A 19,324-nucleotide genomic window follows, 5' to 3' on the forward strand; every position below is an offset into this window, starting at 1 on the left:
GCCTGATCCACAAGACCGGCCCCGCCACCTACGCCCTCGCCTGCTGACCCGACACGCTCGACACCGACCAGAAGATCCTTAACTTCCCGGCCTTGCGGCAAAGATCATCGAGACGCTGCGCCAACTTTGACCTTGATCCGCATCGGCCGGACCGGTCCTGCTCGTGAAGTGTCTCGGGGCGTTTGACGGTTCTGCTCGCGTCTTGTCGGTGACAGGTGGCTTGTTCTTCGAGCTCAGGGCTGTCCGGGTCCTGGGCTCGTCAGTTTCCAGTGCGCGGGCTGGACAGGCAGGCTCGGGCGGAGTTTCTGCGGCGGCCCCGGACCAGCGTGAGCCTACCGGGCGTGCCCTCTCACTCGCATTTTCACAACGTCGGACCGGCGTATGTGCCGTCCGTCAGGCGGCGCACTCGGAGGAATGTCTTGAAAGCAATTTCGATCAAGGAACCCGGTGGGCCGGAAGTCCTGCAGTGGATCGATGTGGAGGACCCCGTCCCCGCGAGGGGTGAAGTGGTCATCGACGTCGTTGCCAGCGCCGTCAATCGGGCCGATGTGGCACAGCGGCTGGGGCTGTACCCGGTTCCGGAGGGAGCGTCACCTTACCCGGGCCTGGAGGTCTCCGGACGGATCAGCGCTCTCGGCGAGGGTGTGACGCGTTGGCAGCCCGGCGACGAGGTGTGCGCACTGCTGACCGGAGGCGGATACGCGCAGAAGGTCGCTGTCCCTGAAGGGCAGCTGCTCACGGTGCCCAAGGGCGTCAGCCTGGTCCAGGCGGCAGCGTTGCCGGAAGCCACCGCAACGGTGTGGTCCAACGTCTTCATGACCGGTGGGCTGAAGCCAGGCGAGACCTTCCTCATGCACGGCGGAGCCGGCGGCATCGGCACGACAGCCATTCAGATCGCCAAGGCCCACGGTGCCCGCGTCGTCACCACCGTCGGCGGGCCCGAGCAGGCTGCCAGGGTCCGAGAACTCGGCGCCGACCTCGCGATCAACTACCGCACCGAGGACTTCGCCGAGCACGGTCCCTACGACGTGATCCTCGACGTCATCGGCGGCGACTACCTTCCGCGCAACATCCACTCCCTGGCCCTCGACGGGCGCTTGGTCGTCATCGGGCTGCAGAACGGCCTGACGGCCGAACTCAACCTCGTCGAACTCCTCGCCAGGCGTGCATCCGTGCACGGCACCACCCTGCGCTCCCGCCAAGCCGGGCAGAGGGCAGCCATCGTGGCCGAAGTCCAGGAACATGTATGGCCATTGATCGAGAACGGAACGGTGCAGGTCGTCATCGACCGGACCCTGCCCATGGACCAAACCGCAGAAGCCCATCGCATCCTGGACGCCCACCACATCGGCAAAATCGTCCTACTCAACCCCGACGCGGCATGACTCCAAGAGTCGGCCGACCGACCCCGAACCGGTGCACGAGGCGATCGCACCGCGCCAAGCGGGAGGTTTGGACGGAGCGGGGACCGGCACACGGGACTGGAACAACAGGGACTCCACTCGAGTGGCGGCGCGACCCCGAGCTTCCCAGGAGGCTCTGTTCTCGTGCCAGCCACCCGGCCGAGATCACCCGACCTGGGCCGTTGTTCGATCCCAATTGTCCTGATGACCGATAGAGATACGGCTTCTTAGTGGGTGTTCAGTGAGCCTTCGCGCGGGTTCACCTTGCCGGTCGGGGCATCGTGAACAGGCCGGGTTCGGTGAGGATGCCGCGGCTCACGAGGCGTTTGAGCTTGGCCCGGGCGCCTTCGACGTGGCGGTTCTCGGTGCCGGTTCCCAGGGCTTCGCAGATGTCCTTGGCTCGTAGGCCGTGCTGGTCGTCCTCGAACAGGGCGAGGATCTGGCGGTAGGCGGACGGCAGCGGTTCCAAGCCGCCGGGGTCGCTGTCCTCGGCGATCTCCAGGACGGTCTCCCGGGTGATTTCCAGCCGCTCCAGCCGGCGCTCCACGGCGGTGAGTTGCTCGCTGAGCTGGGCGATCTGCTCGCGCAGGCGGGCTGCTTCCTCGCGGCCGGCGGCCTGTCGTTCGTCGATCTGGGCCAGGAGCTCACGCATGCGCCGCCTCGCGGGTCGGGGCCCTGGCGCCGATCGGCGGCGGATCGCGCCAGGTCAGCGCGGTGTGGCCGGTGAGCCGGCGGGTCATGACGTCGGTCATCGACCAGCGGATCCACGAGGCCGCACTGGCCGGCAGGGTCTCGTAGTCGCGGGCCAGGCGGCGGTGCAGCAGGAGCGTGCCGAAGGTCTGCTCCACGATCCACCGCTTCGGCGCCGGTGCGAAGCCCTTCGTGTGCGGATCGCGCTGCACCACCTCGATGTCGATGCCCAGGGCGGCGCCGTGGTCGATGACCGCGTTCTTGAACCCGGCGTCCACCCAGCCTTTGGTCACGGACGGGTTGTCCGCGGCGACCTGGTCCAGCAGTGTGATGCCGATGGCGTTGTCGTGCACGCTCGCCGCAACCACGATCACCGCGATGAGCAGGCCCAGGATGTCGGTGGCGATGCCCCGCTTGCGGCCTCGGCTCTTCTTGCCCGGATCCAGCCCCGTCGTGGCCTTGGGCGCGTTGACGGAGGCGTGCACGGTCTGGGTGTCCATCACGATCGCGGACGGGTCCTCACGGCGGCCGCGGCTCTCGCGCACCTGCCAGCGCAGCAGGTCGTGGATCACCTGGTCGGTGCCGTCGTCGCGCCACTTGCCGAAGTAGTAGTACACCGCGGTGTAGGGCGGGAAGTCGTGTGGCAGGTAGCGCCATTGGCAGCCCACCCGGGCCTGGTAGAGGATCGCGTCGACGATCTCCCGCATCTCGTACCGGCCCTCATGACCGCTGACCGAGCGGTGCCGTCCCTTCCAGGACGTGATGACCGGCCGGATCAGCTCCCACGCCTCGTCCGACAGATCACTCGGGTACGGCTGCCGCCCGCCCATGCCTACCAGCAGACCGCAGGCCCGGCCGACCGCAAGCCCTCAAACCGGACAACACCACCGGCGACTCACACAACGCCCACTTAGATTGCTGGGCGCTTGGTTTGTCCGTGACCTCTTTGCCACGGCCCCATCGCGGTGTGCCAGTTCCTATGTTCTTGGTGGTGCCAATCAGAGGCCATCGCGGCTGCCGCGGTGGACTGCTGCGCTGTCCGCGGCCTGCTCGGCTGCGGCCCTATCGCAGGCTGTTGTCGGCACCAGCGGATGTGGCTTGCGGACGGGTTCTCGCCCGCCGGGCCGCGCCTTAGACTCCGACCGCTCCGAAATCTGGCGATCTTTTGGAGGGTGCGCAGGATGAACCAAACTCTCATGACCGCATTGGCGGCAGCAGCGTTGGCCGTGTCCGGGGTCAGCACCACCGCCTCCGCTTCCGATGCCCCGCCGCGCACCACGCACGGTCCTTGCCAGTACACCCAGACCCCGGACGAGCCGGCGGCGCGGCCGGTTCCCCTGCCGCCCGACCCGCGACGCACCCCCAGTCACGGCACGGTCGATATGGCTGTCCCGACCAGCCAGGGCCCGCTCCCGCTGCGTCTTGACCGGGCCAAGGCGCCCTGCACGGTCCAGAGTTTCGTGCACCTGGTGCGGCACCGGTTCTACGACCGTACGGTGTGCCATCGGCTGACGGCGTACCCGACGCTGAAGGTCTTGCAGTGTGGTGACCCGACCGGCACCGGCGAAGGAGGGCCGGGGTACAAGTACAAGGACGAGCTGCCGGTGGACCTGCCGCCGGCACCGAGCGATCCGACCGGCGTCCGTCGCCTTTACGGGCGCGGCTTGCTGGCGATGGCCAACGCCGGTCCGGACACGAACGGTTCGCAGTTCTTCGTCGTCTACGGCGACTCCGCGCTGCGGCCGAACTACACGGTGTTCGGTACGGTCGGTGCCGCCGGCCTGGAGACGCTCGACAAGATCGCTGCTGGCGGTATCGAGTCAACTGCGCAGGACCCGGCGCCTGTCGACGGCACGCCCGTGCTGCGGACCGAGCTGCTCAGCGTCCGGCCGTCCTGCCGGCCCTGACGAACTGCGGTGCTCGATCAGGCGGCATTCGGTCTGGGCGTGCTTGCCGAAGCGCACGTCATCGGGGCGGCTGCCGTCCTCGCACACCAGGGTGGCGACGATGTGAGGTAATCATCGGCCTGGCGTACGGCGGCCCAGCGGCGGCCGGATCGGCCGTCCCCGGGGGCGACGCGGATTGTGGTCACGATCCGGTGGGCGATCTCGAGGGGCCTGCTCACTTTCGGCGCCGCTGGTTCGTGTACCACTTCCGGCGGGGCTGGGAACGGTCGGCCGCGATCCGGGACGTTGGCTACAGTCTGTGAGATCTGCTGGTCGCCCAGACGGCCTCCCTGATGCTGCGCCGATCCCGCGAATGCTGCCCCACCCAGCACCGTTGCGTACCCGTGCTGGTTCCGTGCTGACTTCGAGGCCCCTTAGGTGGCAAAACCGCAGGTCCTAGCCCCGATCGAATGAGTTGTCGTACCACTCGATGGTGGTGCCTATGAGGCTGGCGGCGACGATCCTGGGGAGCTTGGTGGGGGTCGGTGGAGCGGTTGCTGCGGAGGTCATGTGCGCCACTTCCTCGTGTGCGGTGGGGACGGGTACGTGTTCGCACACCGTAGGAACGTGCAGGTCAGGGGCACATGTGGTGGGACGACATAGTTCGGGGCGCGGCTATGCGTCGGACCACCATGACGGCTCATGGAGCGGCGGCTGAAAGCCTTGGCGAGGGGGCGAAAGAAGTGCTGTCCGGGAAGCGTAGTTGGGGCCGATTTGACGGTGCGGTGCTGACTCCCGTGCTGGTTTGGTGCTGACTAAAAGCCCACGTCATCACCCGTCCTCACCTCTCCCGTGCTGACTTGGTGCTGACTACGCTCCGTTGAACTCGGACATCTGGGGTTGATCGGCTCAGTCTCGTTGCGTGGTAGGTGAGCGGACTGAAAGACGGAGCCTGACCTCGCGGCTCAGCCTCCGCGGGCATGAGTAAGGTGCTGCGCCCGAACCGCAGCCAGCCGCTGCGCGGTCGGACGTCCCGTTCCGCTGCCAAGGTCCAGCACCTTCGCCCGCCGTGGCAGACGGGCGATCAACCAGTCCAGAGAGGAGAGGAGTTCGGGGATCCGCCCGTGCGTCTCCTCATAAGTGCCGCCCAGCACATCGAACGTGCGGGCCGCGGCGTCGCCGGCCTCTGCGGGCCCTGCAACCATCGTCACGAAGTTCTCCCATCAGATGACTCGGTGCGGTGCCGCCGGGCGTGGCGGCACCGCACGGAACTGCACGTCGTGAATGTCCGGACAGCCAGGTCCGGTCGAGGCTCTACGCTGCACGGCTGTCCGTGCCGTGATCGGCCCCGGGGCCGTCACGCGTCGCGGAGCACGCAGGCGCGGCCGTGTGCGATCAGCCGTCCAGGCGGTAGAGGTGGAAGTCCATGTTGGCTCCGTACGGCAGTTGAGGCGGCGGCGTCACGGTCGCCAGATGCTCGGCACCGGCGAAGGAATGTGCCAGGGAGTCGTGGGCGATCTGGTCGTTGGTCTTGATCGCGACATGGCAGGAAAGGCCGCCGCGGGAGCGCCGGATGTCCTGGAGGATCTCCGGTACGGGGGGCGACGTACGAGTCAGGTCCAGACCGGAGGCGGTGAAGGCCGGGCCCCAGGGCGGCTCGACGACCGTTCTGCCTCCCTCATTGGTAACACGTTGAATCACCAGGTCGTGATCAAGGAACATACCGGCCATAGGGCATTTGCGCCTTTAGTAAAGGTGCGTCATGCGAGCGCATCAGCAAAGCGTATGAGGGCGACGAAGACGGTGTCATCCGTCACGGCGAGGACACCGCAGAGTTGGCCGAACAGCGCTGAATCGCCCTCCAGGGGCGCCGCTTCCGGGACAACGGCAAGTCGGCCACCCACGGCAAGCACCGCACCCAGTACGAGCTCCTCATGGCTGCCGTACAGCGCGGCGAAGTCGACGTCATCATCGTCTGCATGCTCGGCCAGCTCTGGTGGAACCGGCGCGAACGGGCCGAGGGAATCGAGATCCTCCACAAGCACGAGGTGTCCGTGCTGTGCGTCAAGGGCCCCGAGTTGGCCCTCGCGACGGCCGCTGGCCGCCTCCTCGGCGAGGCCGATACGTTATGACAAGGCTGGCGATCGCCGAGTAGCGCAGTTCGTCCTGCCAGGTGGCGCTGTCGAGGGTGTTGCTGGTGAAGGTGGTGACCACGAGGGAGCCGATGACCGGGCCCATCGTCCAGTACCCCATCGCGGTGGCCCGGCCGAGCTGAGAGGAGAAGTCCCTGATCAGCGCCGGGGTTGCGACCAGCACGATGCCTTCGATGAAGCTGACGAGCGCGAAGAGCACCAGGTAGGTGGTCTTGTCCGCCGCGTTCGGCAGTCCGAAGAGGACCAGCAGCGCGGCGATCAGCAGCCCGTAAACCACCAGATTCGCCCGGCCCCAGCGGTCCGCCAGACCGGCCACGAGCGAGGCGAAGGCCCCGATCGCGTTGCCGATCAACGAGACCCAGACGAAGTAGCGGTACGTCATGTCGAAGTGCGTGATGAGCATCTGCCCGGCCGGAGCTCTGTGCGGGAGTTGTCGCCGTTGCGTTCGGCGACTAGCCAGTGGTCCTCCCCATGGCCACCCTGATCTGCGAGCTTGTCGCGACTCGCTGCGCTAGGAGCGTCCGTCAATGAGCAGTGTGCATCGTGAAAACTGCAGGTCGAGCGGGCTGGTGTGCGCGGGGTCGGGGGTGCTCGGGCTGGTCAGCGGCAGGTGTCCATGGTGAAGATCGTCTGACCGGTCGGCTGGGAGGGTTCTCTGGTTCTGCTGCGCCTGCGTGAGCGGGCCGCCTACGACCCGTCACCATGTCGGTACGCCGGGGATCGTGAGGAGGGTGCGGGGATGTCCGATCTGGAGCGGAACACGGCTCGCCGTAGCGAACTGGACGCGCTCGCCGAGGAATTGGCCAAGAGGCTTCAGGAAGTCGAGGCCGAGCGGGAGGAGCTGGGGATCGTCGAGCGGGTCCTGCGCCACCTGGCCGAACAGGACCGGGCCGATACGGAAACCGCTGAGGCGGGAGCCTGCTGCGGTTGGTGGTCTCCGCCTCGGACCCGATCCGGGTGCCGGGCGTACATGGTCCGCGCCGGTCGAAGGTGGTGCTCGTACTGGAAGGAGACCATGGAGCCGACGCCGCAGGGTGAAGATTTGCACGACATCCGGTCGCTTATGGCCCAGTACAGCCGCGACTCGGCTGCGGCGGGCCGATGCTCGTAGTCGCGCACCAGCCTGCGGTGCGGCATCAAGATCCCGTCCAGCACCACCACTGTGATCACCAGACCGAACGTCAACGGCCATGCCGCGCTTGCGGCCCGGCACCCTTCGTGCCCGTGTACCGCCCGTGGTGTCCGCGGGCACCACGGCGGCGGCGTGCAGGCTCTGGGTGTCGAGCACCACCAGGCTGGGGTCGGCCGTCCGCCCGTCATCTCGCGGACCTGCCATCGCAGCAGGTCGTGGATGGTCTGGTCAGTGCCTTCGTCGCGCCACTTGTAGACGTAGTACTTCACCGTGCCAGCAGGGGGCAGGTCGTGGGGGAGGTAGTCCCGCTGGCAGCCGGTGCGGGGCTGGTAGGACAATGTGCCGCGCGGTGCTGAGCCGGGAGGCGGATGGCCCGGCCCGGCTCACGCTTGCAGGGTTTCCTGCGGGCTGGTTTTCCGGAGGAGGGGCAGCAGTCCGGCCGCCACGAGCGCGGAGGCGAGGCCGAGGGCGCCGACGGCCGTCGTGAGGTGGCCGGTGGCGGACTTGAGGGCGAGCAGGGCGGGCGGGCAGAGGAACTGCCCGAGGAAGAACGACGCGATCCACAGTCCGGTGCCCCGGCCTCGGTTGCGGTGTTCCCGCTTTGACATGGCCCAGGTGAGCAGCGTGGGCAGCAGAAAGCCGGTGCCGATGCAGTTCAGGAAGGTGCCGAAGATCAGAATCGCCACGTTGTGGGCCAGGCTGATCAGCACGAACCCTGCTGCGCACAGGGCGAAGATCGCGGCCAGTCTGCGCTCCGGCCGGCCGATCATCGAGGCGAAGATGACGGAGCCGATGATCGTGGCTGTGCTGGCGATCGCGGTGATCATGCCGATGAGGGCGCTGGACCCTATGCCCAGGCCGTTCATCAGGTAGGCCATTTCGACCGGGACGGCGTAGAAGACGATGCCACCGAACACCGAGAGCAGGCAGATGCCGGCCAGCCGGCCGGCCGAGGAGGGCCGATGCCCGACGGTGAGCGCCTCGTCCACGGGGGCGCTCGGCCCGGGCTTGGACAGGAATGCGGCCATCGCGGGGGCGAGGAGCAGCCCGACGGCGTAGAGCTGGAACGGGGCGCGCCAGTCCGAGGCGCTCATTGCCCCGCCGAGTATGAAGAAGACGGTGGCGGAAATGGTGGCGCACACCGTCTGCAGGGCCAGGTAGCGGTCGCGTGCCCGGCCGGCGTAATAGTCGCCGATCAGCGTCGTGCAGGAGGTCAAGACGAAGGCCTCGGCGACACCGAGGAGGGCACGGCTGGCCACGATGGCACCGAGCGAGTCCAGCCACAGCGGAGCGGTGCCGAACAGCGCGTACAGGACGGTCGCGACAACCAGCGGAATCCTGCGTCCCAGGCGGTCGATCAGGACACCTGCGAGGGGGGAGACCAGAGCGAGCGTGAGCGCGGGAATCGTGAGGATCAACGGGACCAGTACGTCCGCGTCCGGCACCGTGCTGAACAGCTCCTGCAGCTTCGGCAACACGGGAGCGAGTAGCACCGCGCCGAGGACCGGCAGACAACTCCCGCTCATCAGGAGCGTCAAGCGCAGACTGCCCCCGGATTCCGGCACGCGCTCGGTGCTCCGGACGGCGAAATCCTCGGTGGGAACGGATGAGGAGGTGAAACCGGGCACGCAAGGCCTCCACGTGGGCGGTGACAGGGCACGCGGCAAGCTGTCGCGTGGCTGTGCCACACCGCGGAGCGCCAGTGCACCGAAGGGAAACGCCCGGAGGAATTAGGGGGCGTCTGGACTTGCACGACTATCGGGCAAGTTGCTCCCTGTCGCCTACCCCCTACGCCATTCAACTGGTGGATCCCGCCTATCAGTCTTCTGGATGGTTCCCGGTACCGATCTCCCGCCGAAGATCGGTTCAGGGTGTCGGCCGGCGGCAACGCTGCAACACCCACACCCTCCTGCCGCTCGCACCCGTCTCCAGACCGCCCTGGCATGAACCTCCGCGGCAACCCGCACACCCCTGCCCAGGTCCGCTGGCGGGCCAGCATCGACAAACGCCAGCGAGCCCTGACCGCACTCGCCACCCTGGAACAGCAGGGCAAAAAAAGATGGGTGCAGATCTTGTGGGGGTGCCTCGTTGGGGTGATTTCGCGGGGTTTTGCGGTGTGGCTGCCTGGGCTGGCTTCTACCGTCGTCGGCGTTGAGTCCGCCGTGGGCGCGGGCACCGTTGCGGGGTGGTGGTGTGGTGCCGTCGTTGATCGAGGCGCTTGAGGCCAGGGAAGGGGCGGCTCGTGGCCGGGCCGATCGGCTGCGCGAGCGGATCGCCGGGCTTTCCGAGGAGTTGTCGCAGGTGGAGGCGGAGCTGTCGCGACTTTGGATCACGCGGGAGACCGTGGACGAGGTGCTGTCCGACGGCCCGGCGGCGGCCGCGGCCCCGGTGGGGGACGTGGAGGCCGCGGTGGCGCCGTTGACGGATCTGGCGGCGGTGATGCTCGCTGCGGAGGCGTCCGGGGACGCCACGGTGACCTCGCCGGCCTACCGGCGGATCCTGGTGGCGTTCGCCGAGGCTGAGGGGCCGTTGCGGTGCAAGGAGGTGTGCACCGCCGTGGGGTTGGGGAGGCAGGCCAACCACGTCGAAGGCATGCGGTCGAAGCTGAAGCGGCTGGTCGAACGGCGGATCCCGTCGAGGCCGAGTCGGGGCTGTTCGCGCTGGCGTGCCGGTCCGGTGCGCGGTGAGCGGCGGGGGCGGGGCGGATCTGGCCGTGGCCGAGGCCGCGTTCGCGGCCTCCCGTCGCCTGTTCGAGTCCGTCGCCGACGAACTGGGGTCCACCGCCGCGGCCTCCTTGACGCACTCGCAGTTGGAGGACTTGCTGGGCTCGCGGATGCGGGAAGTGACCCGGCAGCTGTTCCAGGACCGCGGCTGCGAGAGCTGACCGAGCAGCGCCTGGCCGAAGTGGTGGACGCGAGCGGTGTGGAGCGCACGAGGATCGAACGGGGCCGTTCCCGGACCCTGGCCACGGTGTTCGGGAAGGTGATGGTGACCCGGATCGCCTACCGCGGCGGCTCGGTGGCCGATCTGCACCCGGCCGACGCGGTGCTGAACCTGCCGGCGGGGATGCACAGCCACGGGCTGGCCAAGCTCGCGGCGATCGAGGCGTCGAGGGGCTCGTTCGCCGAGGCGTACGAGCGGATCAACGGGGTGACCGGCGCCGGGATCGGCCACCGGCAGGTCCAGGAACTCGCGGTGGGCGCCGCCGCCGACATCGACGACTTCTACGACGCCATCGTGCCCGCCCCGTGCACCGACGCGACCACGCTGGTGATCTCGGTCGACGGCAAGGGCGTGGTCATAAGGCCGGAGGCGCTGCGCGAGGCCACCGCCAAAGCCGCCTCCGCCAAGGGCGGCAACACGATGAAGTCCCGCCGACACCGCGCTTGGCGGGCTCGGCATCGTAGACCGCTGCCAGGGTAGCCATGCGCTTGCGGCCGTGCTTCCCGCTGTCCAGCGCACGGGTCGCCCTGGTCGTCGGCGACGTGGTCGGGCACGGCATTCAGGCGGCGGCCACCATGGGACAGCTGCGCACTGCCGTGCGCACTCTTGCCACGTCGACCTGTAGCCGGACGAACTGCTCATCCACTTGGACGATCTGGTCGTCCGGCTGGCGGCAGACGCAGACACGGGCGGCGCGTCGCCGGCCGACCAGGTCACCGAGGCCGCCGGGGGGCTGGGCGCCACCTGTCTGTACGCCGTGTACGACCCGGTCTCACAAGCGTGCACACTGGCCAGCGCCGGTCATCCCATGCCCGCCCCGCTCACCCCCGAAGGCACCGCGGACGTCCTGGACGCGCCCGTCGGCCCCCCGCTGGGTCTGGGGGGCCTGCCGTTCGAGGCCGCCAAGGTCGCGCTTCCTGAGGGGAGCATCCTCGCCCTCTACACCGACGGCTTGATCGGGTCCCGCAACCTGGACATCGACGAGGGGCTGGCGCGGCTACGCACAGCACTCGCCCGGCCCGCCGTCGGCCTGGACAACCTCTGCGACACAGTGATCGGCGCGCTCCCGCCCGAGGTCCGCTCGGACGACATCGCCCTGCTCATCGCCCGCACCCACACCCTCGACGCCCGGCATGTCGCCTCCTGGGACCTGCCCGCCGACCCAGCGATCGTGGCCCAGGCCCGCAAGCTCGTCGCCGCCCAGCTCATGGCCTGGGATCTGAAGGAGGCATCCTTCGTCACCGAATTGATCATCAGCGAACTGGTCACCAACGCCATCCGCCATGCCGCCCCGCCCATCCAGCTACGGCTGATCCACGACCGTCACCTCATATGCGAGGTCTCCGACGCCAGCAACACCGCCCCCCACCTGCGCCGGGCCCACACCTACGACGAGGGCGGCCGTGGTTTGCTGCTGGTGGCCCAGCTGACCCGCGGCTGGGGCCCCCGCTACGCCGACACCGGTAAAACCATCTGGGCAGAACAGGCCCTCGACGCAACCCAGCCCGGCGTGTGAAGTCCCACCGGACCTGCTCAGGAACTCGTTCCGTTACGCCGCCCGTCAGGCCGGGAAGTCGAGCATCGCCAAGGAGCGCCTCCCGATCCTGGACGACACGTACTTCTACGTGCCGGTGGACGCCTTCCACGCCGTGCGGACAACACCACGGGGCCTCGCCCCCGACCAGCTCCAGAGCGTGCTCAAGCACACCTGGATGCGCTTCCACCGGGCAGGCGCGGGGATGGCCGCCAGCGGCAACAACATCGTGATGGACCATGTCCTGAGCGAACAATGGCGTTTGCTCGACGCATCATGTGGGGGGCGTGGCGGCGATTCTGGAACCCGCCGGAAGAGGCTCCTGACCTGCCGTTTTCCGTTTTCCTGTGATCGACTCGACCTTTTGCGCGGCCGGGGATGGATCCCCTGCGGACCAGAACGGGGCGACGGACGGGGATGAGCGGCCGACCAAGGTGCGGCCCGGATGTCGGTGGCCCAGGCTCTGTTCCGCGTAGCTTTTGGGACACCCTCGTGTCACTCGAACTCGCGTGCGCCGGGGACTTCCCGGGCACGGAGCCGGCAGCTGGCTTCGCGGCCTACTTGATGACCACGGCGTTGGGCGGTGAGGCGATGCCGCCCGGCGCGTTGAGGGGTGCGCTGACCAGGAAGCCCTCGTGGACATTGTCGGCCGCGCAGTCGTCGGCCAGCGCGTCCAGCCACCACAACTCGCCCAGTGCCATGCCGAAGGAGCCGATGAGCGTCTGGTGCAGGAAGCCGAAAGGCTCGGCCTGCGTGCTGAAGTCCGCCGGCCAGGCTTCGACCGCGAAGGTGTCCGTGGCCAGCGCCGCCGCATGTGTGTTCCACAGGTAGCGGGCGACCTCCTCGGACTGCTCGACGCCCGGCGCCCGCAGATGCTTGGGCACATCCCGGCGCACCTGCGCCGGCTGATCGGTGTACCAGCCGGCGAAGCCGGTACGCAGCAGCAGCACGTCGCCCGTGGCGAACTCGACTCCGGCGTGCCGACGCGCGGTCTCCAGATCCTCGACGCCGAAGGCGGTGCTGCTGTACGGCTTGTAGGGTCGGCCTGCCGCGGCCAGCGCCCGCTCCATGTCGAGCAGTACCGCCCGCCCGGCGATGCCGTGCCGCGCCCAGTGGTCGATGGTGTTGCGGCGGCCCGAGAGGATGTCTTCGGCGGTGGCGCCGTTGTAATAGACCTTCCGCGAGTACCCGATGTGGGCGAGCGAGTCCCACTGGCTCGACGCCTGCGGATAGAGGTTGTCGTAGACGTCGTCGAAGCCGATGCCGCCGGGCTGGTGGATCACCTGGTGACGCGGGGTGCCCCGGGCGGGGTTGAGCGGCGGCGAGAACACGCCGAGCGGAGCGTCCAGCGGGAACAGGGCACCGCGCCGCACGAGTCGTGCGGCGGCCGCGACCCGCTGCGGAGTGAGCAGGTTGATCAGACCGACGTTGTCGTCCTGTCCGAACATGCCCCAGCCACTGCGTCCGCCGCCGGGCGCGGGCGGAAGATCGTCGTAGTCGGGCAGATCGTGGTGCTGTGGCAGGTCGTTCATTTCGCGCTCGCATAAGTGTCGGTGACCACCAGCAGCGTGGCCGTCCGGGTGCCGTCGTTGCGTATGGAGCGGACCTCGCCCGCCTTCAGATGGACCGAGTCATGCATGCACAGGCACTCGGTTCGCTCCTCCGCCTCCAGGGTGAATTCGCCGTCCAGCACGACGTACACACACGAGGCGGGTACCGGCGCCGGCCCGGCGCCGGCGCCGGGCGGATAGCTGGAAACGGCCACCGCGAACTTTTCGGGTCCGCCGGCCTGCAGACCCTGCAGCCTCCAGGCCGCCACGTCCTGGTGACCGGGTGGTGTGTAGCCGGGCGCTTCGGCCCTGCGGACGATATGCATGGTCTGTCTGTCCTTTGCTGCTGCCGGAGTCACCCGGGCGGTTCAACGGACGGGTGAGGCTGGAAACCGCCTTGCTCGGCCACGGCATCGACCGGATGCGCCGCCGGTTGCATTCCGTCGGCAGCACTTGGCGCACGTGCCGCCGTCGCGGTCTGCCAGGTGCGCCGGTGGGCGTTCACCGTGTCGGGCATGACGATGAGGTAGTCCTCCATCAGGACGTCGGCTCCGCACGGGAATTCGCCCGATCCCATGGTCAGCAGGGTCCCGCCCTGACCGGGAACCGATCCGTGGAGTGCCCTTTCCCGCATGCCAAAATGGGGAAATTGATACTGCTGGTTTGCGACAGAGCTTCCCCGGCGCCGCCTACCATGTCAAGGGCCTAACGGTTAGGATGTTTACATGACCGTTGACAAGCCCGGTACCCGGGCCGAGACGCTGGTCGCGTCCATCGAGGCCCAGATAGAGCAGCAGCACCTTTCTCCTGGCGCATGGCTGGGAACCAAAGAGGACCTGCGAACTCGCAGTGGCTTCGCCCGGGCGACCGTCAATGAGGCCGTACGGCTGCTGGAGAGCCGGGGCCGGGTCGTGATCAAACCGGGTCGCGGAGGTGGTCTGTACGTCGCCGCCACCAGCCCGATCGTGCGGCTTCGCCACACGCTGCTCACGGTCGACGACGCTGCGTCCGTCGCCGATGCCATTGCCATGCGTGACGCTCTCGAGCTGCTGGTGGCCACCGACGCAGCCCGCCACTGCACCCGGCAGGACGTCGCCGACCTGCGTAAGCAACTCACGGTCATGCGGCGGGCGACGGACAGCACCGACGCCTTCATGCGGGCCAACTGGGCACTGCACGAGCGGATCGTGCGCGTCAGTCCCAACCAGATGCTCCAGGGTGTCTACCTCGGCCTCACCCGGTGCATCGCGGAGCGCGCCATCACCGCGGAGAGCGACGATCCCGGCCATCGCGCCGAGCATCTGGCCGACCGGCTCGAAGTCCACATCGCGTTGGTCGACGCCATCGCCTCCGGTGACCTGGCACGCACGAGGGTCGCTGTGGAACGCCACGCGGATGGTACGGCCCAAGCCGGATCCATGAGCTGAGGTGCAGTGCGCAGATGCCGGGCACGGCGCCCCGCTGCGGCGAACCGCCCGCCTGATTCGGGCGGCGCCTTCACTCGTGGGTCCCTGCACTATGAGCGGCCGATGGGGTCGCGTGGTCCGGTGCTGGGGGCACACGCCTTCGGGCTGCGGGGAAGCATCGCGAGGCGCCGGAGAGCCTTTGTAGCGGAGCTACCAGGGCTTTTCGACAGCGCGGCGAGGCGCGGTGCCAGACCGCGTGCCCCGGGCGGGCTTAGGGCAAGGACCCTTGGTGTCCATGCCGAGCTACCTGCGGCGACCTCGTCGTCGCATGCCGCCGTCAGCCGTAACCTGCACCGTTCCAGGTCAAGGCCCATGCGGTGCAGGTCGTCTCGACGAAGGCGGTCCCGCCCGGCAAGCAGCCGGTTCGCGGGGACGACCACGCGACCCGCGGACATGACAGGCCAGGCGAGGCGCGCGCATTTCCGAGCGACGAACCGGGCGAGCCGCTGCGGCCGGTGCGAGCGAGCCGCCGAGGCATACGCACCGTGCAGCCGCTGCGGAGCTCGCTGCGGCGCGACCCCGGCCATGCGTGGGCAGGAACCCAGCGCCCTATAAAAGAGCATAACCGTTGGACTATTGACATGGGTCCGGGGCGGGCGGGAGAGTCCATCTCAACAGGCATAACCGTTTGTGGGTTTCAGTGACCTGCTCCGTCCCGTGCGTGGGGCCTTTCCCTCTCGCGTCACCGAACCACCTGGAAGGGAAGGGCCCTCACCATGGGCGAAGTCGTCACTTTGCCTCCTCACCAGGCAGAGGGTCGCACGGCATCCCCCGCCGCCTCCTGCGGCGGCCCTGCAGGGTGAGGCCAGCCCCCGGGGCCGTCTGAAGGATTCTCCGCGGCGTCGCGACGCCCGGCACGCCCTGTCCCACTGCCCAAGGGAGTGGGGCCCCAGCCGCACGGCGATCGAACGCACCCGACGGCGCTCCTTCTCCCATGTAGATCCATCAGAAGGGTGGCACCACGCCCAATGACCGCACTACCGCCCAGAATCCCCGAGTTCCCTACGGCACTGCAGGTCGTGTCAGCCGGTCACGGCGCTCCCGCCGCTCTCGCCGGCGTTCGCGTCCTCGACCTGTCCCGCATCCTCTCTGGCCCGGTGGCCACCATGGTCCTTGCCGACCTCGGCGCCGAAGTCATCAAGGTGGAGGACACCAAGGACGGCGACGACACCCGGCAGTGGGCGCCGCCGTACCAGGGTGACGAGTCCGCCTACTTCCTCGCCGCCAACCGCAACAAGCGCGGTATCGGTGTCGACCTCAAGTCCGAGCAGGGCCGGGAGTTCGTACTGCGCCTGGCCGACCGGGCCGACGTCGTGGTGGAGAACTTCCGGCCCGGCACGGCCGACCGGCTCGGCCTCGGTTACGGCGACCTGTCCGCCCGCAACCCCGGGCTCGTGTACGCGTCCATCTCCGGGTACGGGCAGACCGGCCCCTGGGCGTCCCGGCCCGGTTACGACGCCATCGCCCAGGCCCAGAGCGGGATGATGAGCATCACAGGCGAGGTCGGCGGCCCGCCGCTGCGGCCCGGCGTTGCCACCGCTGACATCGGCGCCGGCATGTGGGCCACGATCGGCATCCTCGCCGCCCTCTACTCCCGCAAGTCGACCGGCCGGGGCCAGCACGTGGACGTCTCCCTGCTCGACGGGCAACTGGCTTGGCTCACCTATGTGGCCGGCGGATACTTCGCCACCGGGAAGACACCCGGCCCGCACGGCTCCGCCCACCCCACCATCGTCCCCTACCAGGCGCTGCCCACCGCAGACGGTCACCTGATGATCGCCGCCGGCAACGACAAGCTCTTCGGCCGCCTCACCGAGGTCCTCGGCGTGCCGGACCTGGCCGTCGACCCCCGCTTCGCCGGGAACCCCGACCGGGTACGGCATCGCCGAACGCTGATTCCGTTGCTGGAGGCCGCGCTGGCCCGGCACGGCAGCGCGGAGTGGGCGGAGCTCCTGGACGCCGCCGGGGTGCCGTGCGCCCCCATCGCCACCGTCGCGGATGCCCTGAGCAGCCCGCAAGCCGAGGCCCGAGGGATGGTCGTGGAGCTGGACCATCCGACCGTGGGGCAACTGCACGCCGTCGGCTCCCCGCTCAAGCTCAGCCACACGCCGGCCCGCATCCGCAGCGCACCCCCGCTGCTCGGGCAGCACACCGACGAGGTGCTGGCGGAAACGGGCTACGGCCCGGAGGAGATAGCCGAGCTGCACGCGACGGGTGCGGTCAGATGACCGGCCGGCCCGTAGCACATCCCCGTGGCGAACCCCAAAACGGCGCGCGACGGCAGGCCCCGCCCAGCGCCGGGCAGGCCGAGGCGGTCGGGCCGGCCGAGCCGCCGGGTGGCTGCCGCGAGGACACCCACCAGGACGGGGCTGCCCGCGCTCAGCCTGGTGGCGCGGTCAATGTCCGCCGCGACGGCGCGGTGGCCACCGTGCTGGTCGGCAACGGGCGCCGCGCCAACGCCCTCGCCACGCGCGACTGGCTGGCCCTGGCCGCCCTGTGCGACAAGCTGGCCGAGGACCCGTCGCTCGGAGCTGTCGTCCTCGTCGGCCGCGGCTCGGCCACCTTCAGCGCCGGGTCCGACATGCGGGAATGGCTCACCGCCGACCCCGCGGAGGTCGACGCCAGCTTCGCGGCCATGGAAGTTGCGCTCAGCGCGGTGGAACGCATCCCAGTCCCCGTCGTCGCACAGATCCGCGGCTCGGCTGTCGGGGCAGGCTGCCAGCTTGCCTGCGCCTGCGATCTGCGGATCGTCGCCGAGGATGCGCGCATGGGGATGCCCATCGCCCGCTGGGGCATCCTCGTGCCGCCCGCCTTCGCCGCCCGGCTTGCACTGCTCGCGGGCCCGGCGACCGCCCGCGACCTGCTCCTGTCCGGACGGCTGGTCGAGGGAACGGAAGCCGTCCGCCTGGGCCTGGCCACCGCCTGCGTCCCTGCCGAGGACCTCGACACTGCCACCGCCGAGCTGGTCGTCTCGATCACCAGGCACCCTCCTGCAGCGATCCGGGCCGCCAAGCATGCCGTGGACACGGTGCTCGCCCCCATCCGCGACCGCCTTCACCGGGTTCCGGTCGGCCCGGCCGCCGACTACGACAGCATGCGGTCCAGCCTGGGCTCTTTCCTCGCCGGAGTCACCGGCACCGACTGATCGCCCGCCCCGGCGGCGACACCGCGGACGAGGGCGCCGGTCGGACTCGCCTGCCATGCACACGACTCCTGTCCTCCCCAGTTCTGCCATATGCAGAAAGTTGTGAAATTCGCTGCTACCAGACCTTGACGCCGTATCGCAGTGACTATCACGCTTTACCACCCTAATGGTTCATATCTTATGAACCTTTTGCGCCCGCTCGGTCCTGCCGCACAGCGGCCTGACATGGAGGAAACGAATGGCAAAGCGCGTCAGCAGGGCCATCGCCGTTGTGGCTGCCCTGCCCCTGCTCGCACTGGCCGCTTGTGGAAGCGGTAACAGCGGTGCCGGTACTTCGAAGTCAGGCGGAACCGCCGAGACGGCAACTGCCAAGCGGATGATCCAGCCGTACCTGGACAAGCCCAGCGCCTTTCCGATCACCCAGTTGCTGAGGAAGTCGCCCGCCGGGAAGAAGATCGCGTACATGGACTGCGGTACGCCGATCTGCGCGCTCTTCTACCAGATCTCCGAGCCCGCGGCGAAGGCGCTCGGGATGACGCTGACCCGCATCGACACCGGCCAGGCCGCCGACACGGTCGGCTCCGCGTTCGACACGGCCGTCTCCGGCGGCTACGACGGAGTGTTCGTGCCCGCCATACCGCCGTCGCTCTGGCAGCGCGGACTCGACGCCCTGCACGCCAAGGGGATCCCCGTGGTGACCACCGGTGTCACGGGCGCAGACGCCTCCAAGATCGCGGTGAGACAGGTGTCGGAGCAGATCGTGAAGCAGACCGGCGAGCTGCTCGCCGCCTACGTGGTCGCCGAGCACGGCGCCAACGTGGACGCGGTGCTGTACAAGACGCCGGAACTGCCGTTCGTCGAGGTCCTCTCCGAGGCGTTCCAGAAAGAGATGAAGGTGCTGTGCGGAAGCTGCAAGGTGCGGACCGCCGACATCCCCGCGGCTTCCCTGGGCAGCAAGGCGCCGAGCATCGTCGTCGACGACCTGCAGGCCCATCCGGACACCAAGACTGTCGTCTTCGGCGTCGGTGAACAGGCCAACGGCCTCGCCGCGGCCATGAAGGCCGCCGGACTCAACGGCGTCGAGATGATCGCGAACTCCCCGACCCCGGAGACACTGCAGCAGATCAAGGACGGCAGCATCAAGGCCGGCCTCGCCCTCGATCTCGCCGTCATCGGCTGGACCGCTGTCGACTCCCTGGCGCGGCTCACGACAGGCCAGAAGGCCGACCCCGGTGCGGTCGCCGACACCCCGCCGATCCAGTTCCTCACCAAGAGCAACCTTCCCGCGGACGTCAGCCACGGCTGGACCGGCTACCCGGACTTCGCCAAGCGCTTCACCACCCTGTGGAAGTCGGCTTCCTGATCTGCGTAACCCCACTAGAGGGAGGGCGGCCACGCTGGGGCCACCCTCCAGGAGACTCC

The 19,324-nt window shown here is 68.8% G+C and carries 19 protein-coding genes and 3 pseudogenes; 12 read left to right on the forward strand and 10 right to left on the reverse strand.

Features of this window, described 5'->3' with window-relative positions:
* Window positions 1–419: 419 nt before the first annotated feature.
* Window positions 420–1,385, forward strand: coding sequence for an NAD(P)H-quinone oxidoreductase (locus tag AB0N07_RS12315; protein WP_365834169.1), 966 nt, complete (start codon window positions 420–422; stop codon window positions 1,383–1,385).
* A gap of 277 nt (window positions 1,386–1,662) precedes the next feature.
* On the opposite strand, the gene AB0N07_RS12320 is transcribed toward AB0N07_RS12315, so the two are convergent.
* Both AB0N07_RS12320 and AB0N07_RS12325 read right to left on the reverse strand, forming a co-directional pair.
* Window positions 1,663–2,055, reverse strand: coding sequence for a DUF5320 domain-containing protein (locus AB0N07_RS12320; protein WP_365834170.1), 393 nt, complete (start codon window positions 2,053–2,055; stop codon window positions 1,663–1,665).
* Window positions 2,048–2,923 carry an IS5 family transposase gene (locus AB0N07_RS12325; protein ID WP_365834171.1) on the reverse strand — a complete coding sequence of 292 codons (876 nt, stop codon included), beginning with the start codon at window positions 2,921–2,923 and terminating at the stop codon, window positions 2,048–2,050. The genes AB0N07_RS12320 and AB0N07_RS12325 overlap by 8 nt, the downstream gene beginning before the upstream one ends.
* 351 nt (window positions 2,924–3,274) lie before the next feature.
* Between AB0N07_RS12325 and AB0N07_RS12330 the strand changes: the two genes are divergently transcribed.
* On the forward strand, window positions 3,275–4,000 hold the full coding sequence (locus AB0N07_RS12330) for a peptidylprolyl isomerase (protein WP_365834172.1): 726 nt from the start codon (window positions 3,275–3,277) through the stop codon (window positions 3,998–4,000).
* Window positions 4,001–4,012: 12 nt separating this feature from the next.
* On the opposite strand, the pseudogene AB0N07_RS12335 reads toward AB0N07_RS12330, so the two are convergent.
* From AB0N07_RS12335 to AB0N07_RS12345, 3 genes and pseudogenes are all read right to left on the reverse strand, one after another.
* A pseudogene (locus tag AB0N07_RS12335) lies at window positions 4,013–4,203 on the reverse strand (mobilization protein); the annotation flags it as partial.
* Between the two features lie 741 nt (window positions 4,204–4,944).
* Complete coding sequence (locus AB0N07_RS12340; protein WP_365834173.1) at window positions 4,945–5,190, reverse strand: hypothetical protein; 246 nt, start codon at window positions 5,188–5,190, stop codon at window positions 4,945–4,947.
* Window positions 5,191–5,374: 184 nt separating this feature from the next.
* A complete protein-coding gene (locus tag AB0N07_RS12345; protein ID WP_365834174.1) occupies window positions 5,375–5,680 on the reverse strand; it encodes a hypothetical protein in 306 nt (101 codons plus the stop codon).
* Between the two features lie 152 nt (window positions 5,681–5,832).
* On the opposite strand from AB0N07_RS12345, the gene AB0N07_RS12350 reads away from it, so the two are divergent.
* Window positions 5,833–6,111 (forward strand): recombinase family protein, encoded by a 279-nt coding sequence (locus AB0N07_RS12350; RefSeq protein WP_365834278.1) that lies wholly within the window; start codon window positions 5,833–5,835, stop codon window positions 6,109–6,111.
* Here the strand turns inward: AB0N07_RS12350 and AB0N07_RS12355 are convergent.
* Window positions 6,044–6,535, reverse strand: a complete 492-nt coding sequence (locus tag AB0N07_RS12355; RefSeq protein ID WP_365834175.1) for an MFS transporter — start codon at window positions 6,533–6,535, stop codon at window positions 6,044–6,046. The genes AB0N07_RS12350 and AB0N07_RS12355 overlap by 68 nt on opposite strands.
* Before the next feature lie 336 nt (window positions 6,536–6,871).
* Here AB0N07_RS12355 and AB0N07_RS12360 point away from each other — a divergent pair, with 336 nt between their 5' ends.
* Window positions 6,872–7,243 carry a hypothetical protein gene (locus AB0N07_RS12360; protein ID WP_365834176.1) on the forward strand — a complete coding sequence of 124 codons (372 nt, stop codon included), beginning with the start codon at window positions 6,872–6,874 and terminating at the stop codon, window positions 7,241–7,243.
* 404 nt (window positions 7,244–7,647) lie between these two features.
* Here AB0N07_RS12360 and AB0N07_RS12365 read toward each other — a convergent pair whose 3' ends face one another.
* Window positions 7,648–8,802: an MFS transporter gene (locus tag AB0N07_RS12365; RefSeq protein WP_365834177.1), complete on the reverse strand. Its 1,155-nt coding sequence runs from the start codon at window positions 8,800–8,802 to the stop codon at window positions 7,648–7,650.
* A 1,145-nt stretch (window positions 8,803–9,947) separates the two neighbouring features.
* On the opposite strand from AB0N07_RS12365, the gene AB0N07_RS12370 reads away from it, so the two are divergent.
* The 4 genes and pseudogenes from AB0N07_RS12370 to AB0N07_RS12385 form a co-directional block, all read left to right on the forward strand.
* Complete coding sequence (locus tag AB0N07_RS12370; protein ID WP_365834178.1) at window positions 9,948–10,148, forward strand: hypothetical protein; 201 nt, start codon at window positions 9,948–9,950, stop codon at window positions 10,146–10,148.
* Between the two features lie 86 nt (window positions 10,149–10,234).
* A complete protein-coding gene (locus AB0N07_RS12375; protein ID WP_365834179.1) occupies window positions 10,235–10,687 on the forward strand; it encodes a hypothetical protein in 453 nt (150 codons plus the stop codon).
* A gap of 23 nt (window positions 10,688–10,710) precedes the next feature.
* Window positions 10,711–11,723: pseudogene (locus AB0N07_RS12380) on the forward strand (ATP-binding SpoIIE family protein phosphatase); the annotation flags it as partial.
* A 13-nt stretch (window positions 11,724–11,736) separates the two neighbouring features.
* A pseudogene (locus AB0N07_RS12385) lies at window positions 11,737–12,012 on the forward strand (chloramphenicol phosphotransferase); the annotation flags it as partial.
* A 286-nt stretch (window positions 12,013–12,298) separates the two neighbouring features.
* Here the strand turns inward: AB0N07_RS12385 and AB0N07_RS12390 are convergent.
* The 3 genes from AB0N07_RS12390 to AB0N07_RS12400 are packed head-to-tail and all read right to left on the reverse strand — an operon-like array spanning window position 12,299 to window position 13,829.
* Complete coding sequence (locus AB0N07_RS12390; RefSeq protein ID WP_365834180.1) at window positions 12,299–13,273, reverse strand: cyclase family protein; 975 nt, start codon at window positions 13,271–13,273, stop codon at window positions 12,299–12,301.
* Window positions 13,270–13,617: a hypothetical protein gene (locus AB0N07_RS12395; protein ID WP_365834181.1), complete on the reverse strand. Its 348-nt coding sequence runs from the start codon at window positions 13,615–13,617 to the stop codon at window positions 13,270–13,272. The genes AB0N07_RS12390 and AB0N07_RS12395 overlap by 4 nt, the downstream gene beginning before the upstream one ends.
* 29 nt (window positions 13,618–13,646) lie before the next feature.
* On the reverse strand, window positions 13,647–13,829 hold the full coding sequence (locus AB0N07_RS12400) for a hypothetical protein (protein WP_365834182.1): 183 nt from the start codon (window positions 13,827–13,829) through the stop codon (window positions 13,647–13,649).
* A gap of 187 nt (window positions 13,830–14,016) precedes the next feature.
* Between AB0N07_RS12400 and AB0N07_RS12405 the strand changes: the two genes are divergently transcribed.
* From AB0N07_RS12405 to AB0N07_RS12420, 4 genes are all read left to right on the forward strand, one after another.
* The gene (locus tag AB0N07_RS12405; protein ID WP_365834183.1) at window positions 14,017–14,718 is read left to right on the forward strand and encodes an FCD domain-containing protein; all 702 of its coding nucleotides are present in this window, start codon (window positions 14,017–14,019) and stop codon (window positions 14,716–14,718) included.
* Between the two features lie 1,058 nt (window positions 14,719–15,776).
* The gene (locus tag AB0N07_RS12410; RefSeq protein ID WP_365834184.1) at window positions 15,777–16,985 is read left to right on the forward strand and encodes a CaiB/BaiF CoA-transferase family protein; all 1,209 of its coding nucleotides are present in this window, start codon (window positions 15,777–15,779) and stop codon (window positions 16,983–16,985) included.
* On the forward strand, window positions 16,982–17,902 hold the full coding sequence (locus AB0N07_RS12415) for an enoyl-CoA hydratase/isomerase family protein (protein ID WP_365834185.1): 921 nt from the start codon (window positions 16,982–16,984) through the stop codon (window positions 17,900–17,902). Before AB0N07_RS12410 ends, AB0N07_RS12415 begins: the two co-directional genes overlap by 4 nt.
* Window positions 17,903–18,140: 238 nt before the next feature.
* Window positions 18,141–19,265: a substrate-binding domain-containing protein gene (locus tag AB0N07_RS12420; RefSeq protein WP_365834186.1), complete on the forward strand. Its 1,125-nt coding sequence runs from the start codon at window positions 18,141–18,143 to the stop codon at window positions 19,263–19,265.
* The last annotated feature ends 59 nt before the right edge of the window (window positions 19,266–19,324 follow it).

This window comes from Streptomyces sp. NPDC051172, from assembly GCF_040682555.1.
Classification (GTDB): domain Bacteria; phylum Actinomycetota; class Actinomycetes; order Streptomycetales; family Streptomycetaceae; genus Streptomyces.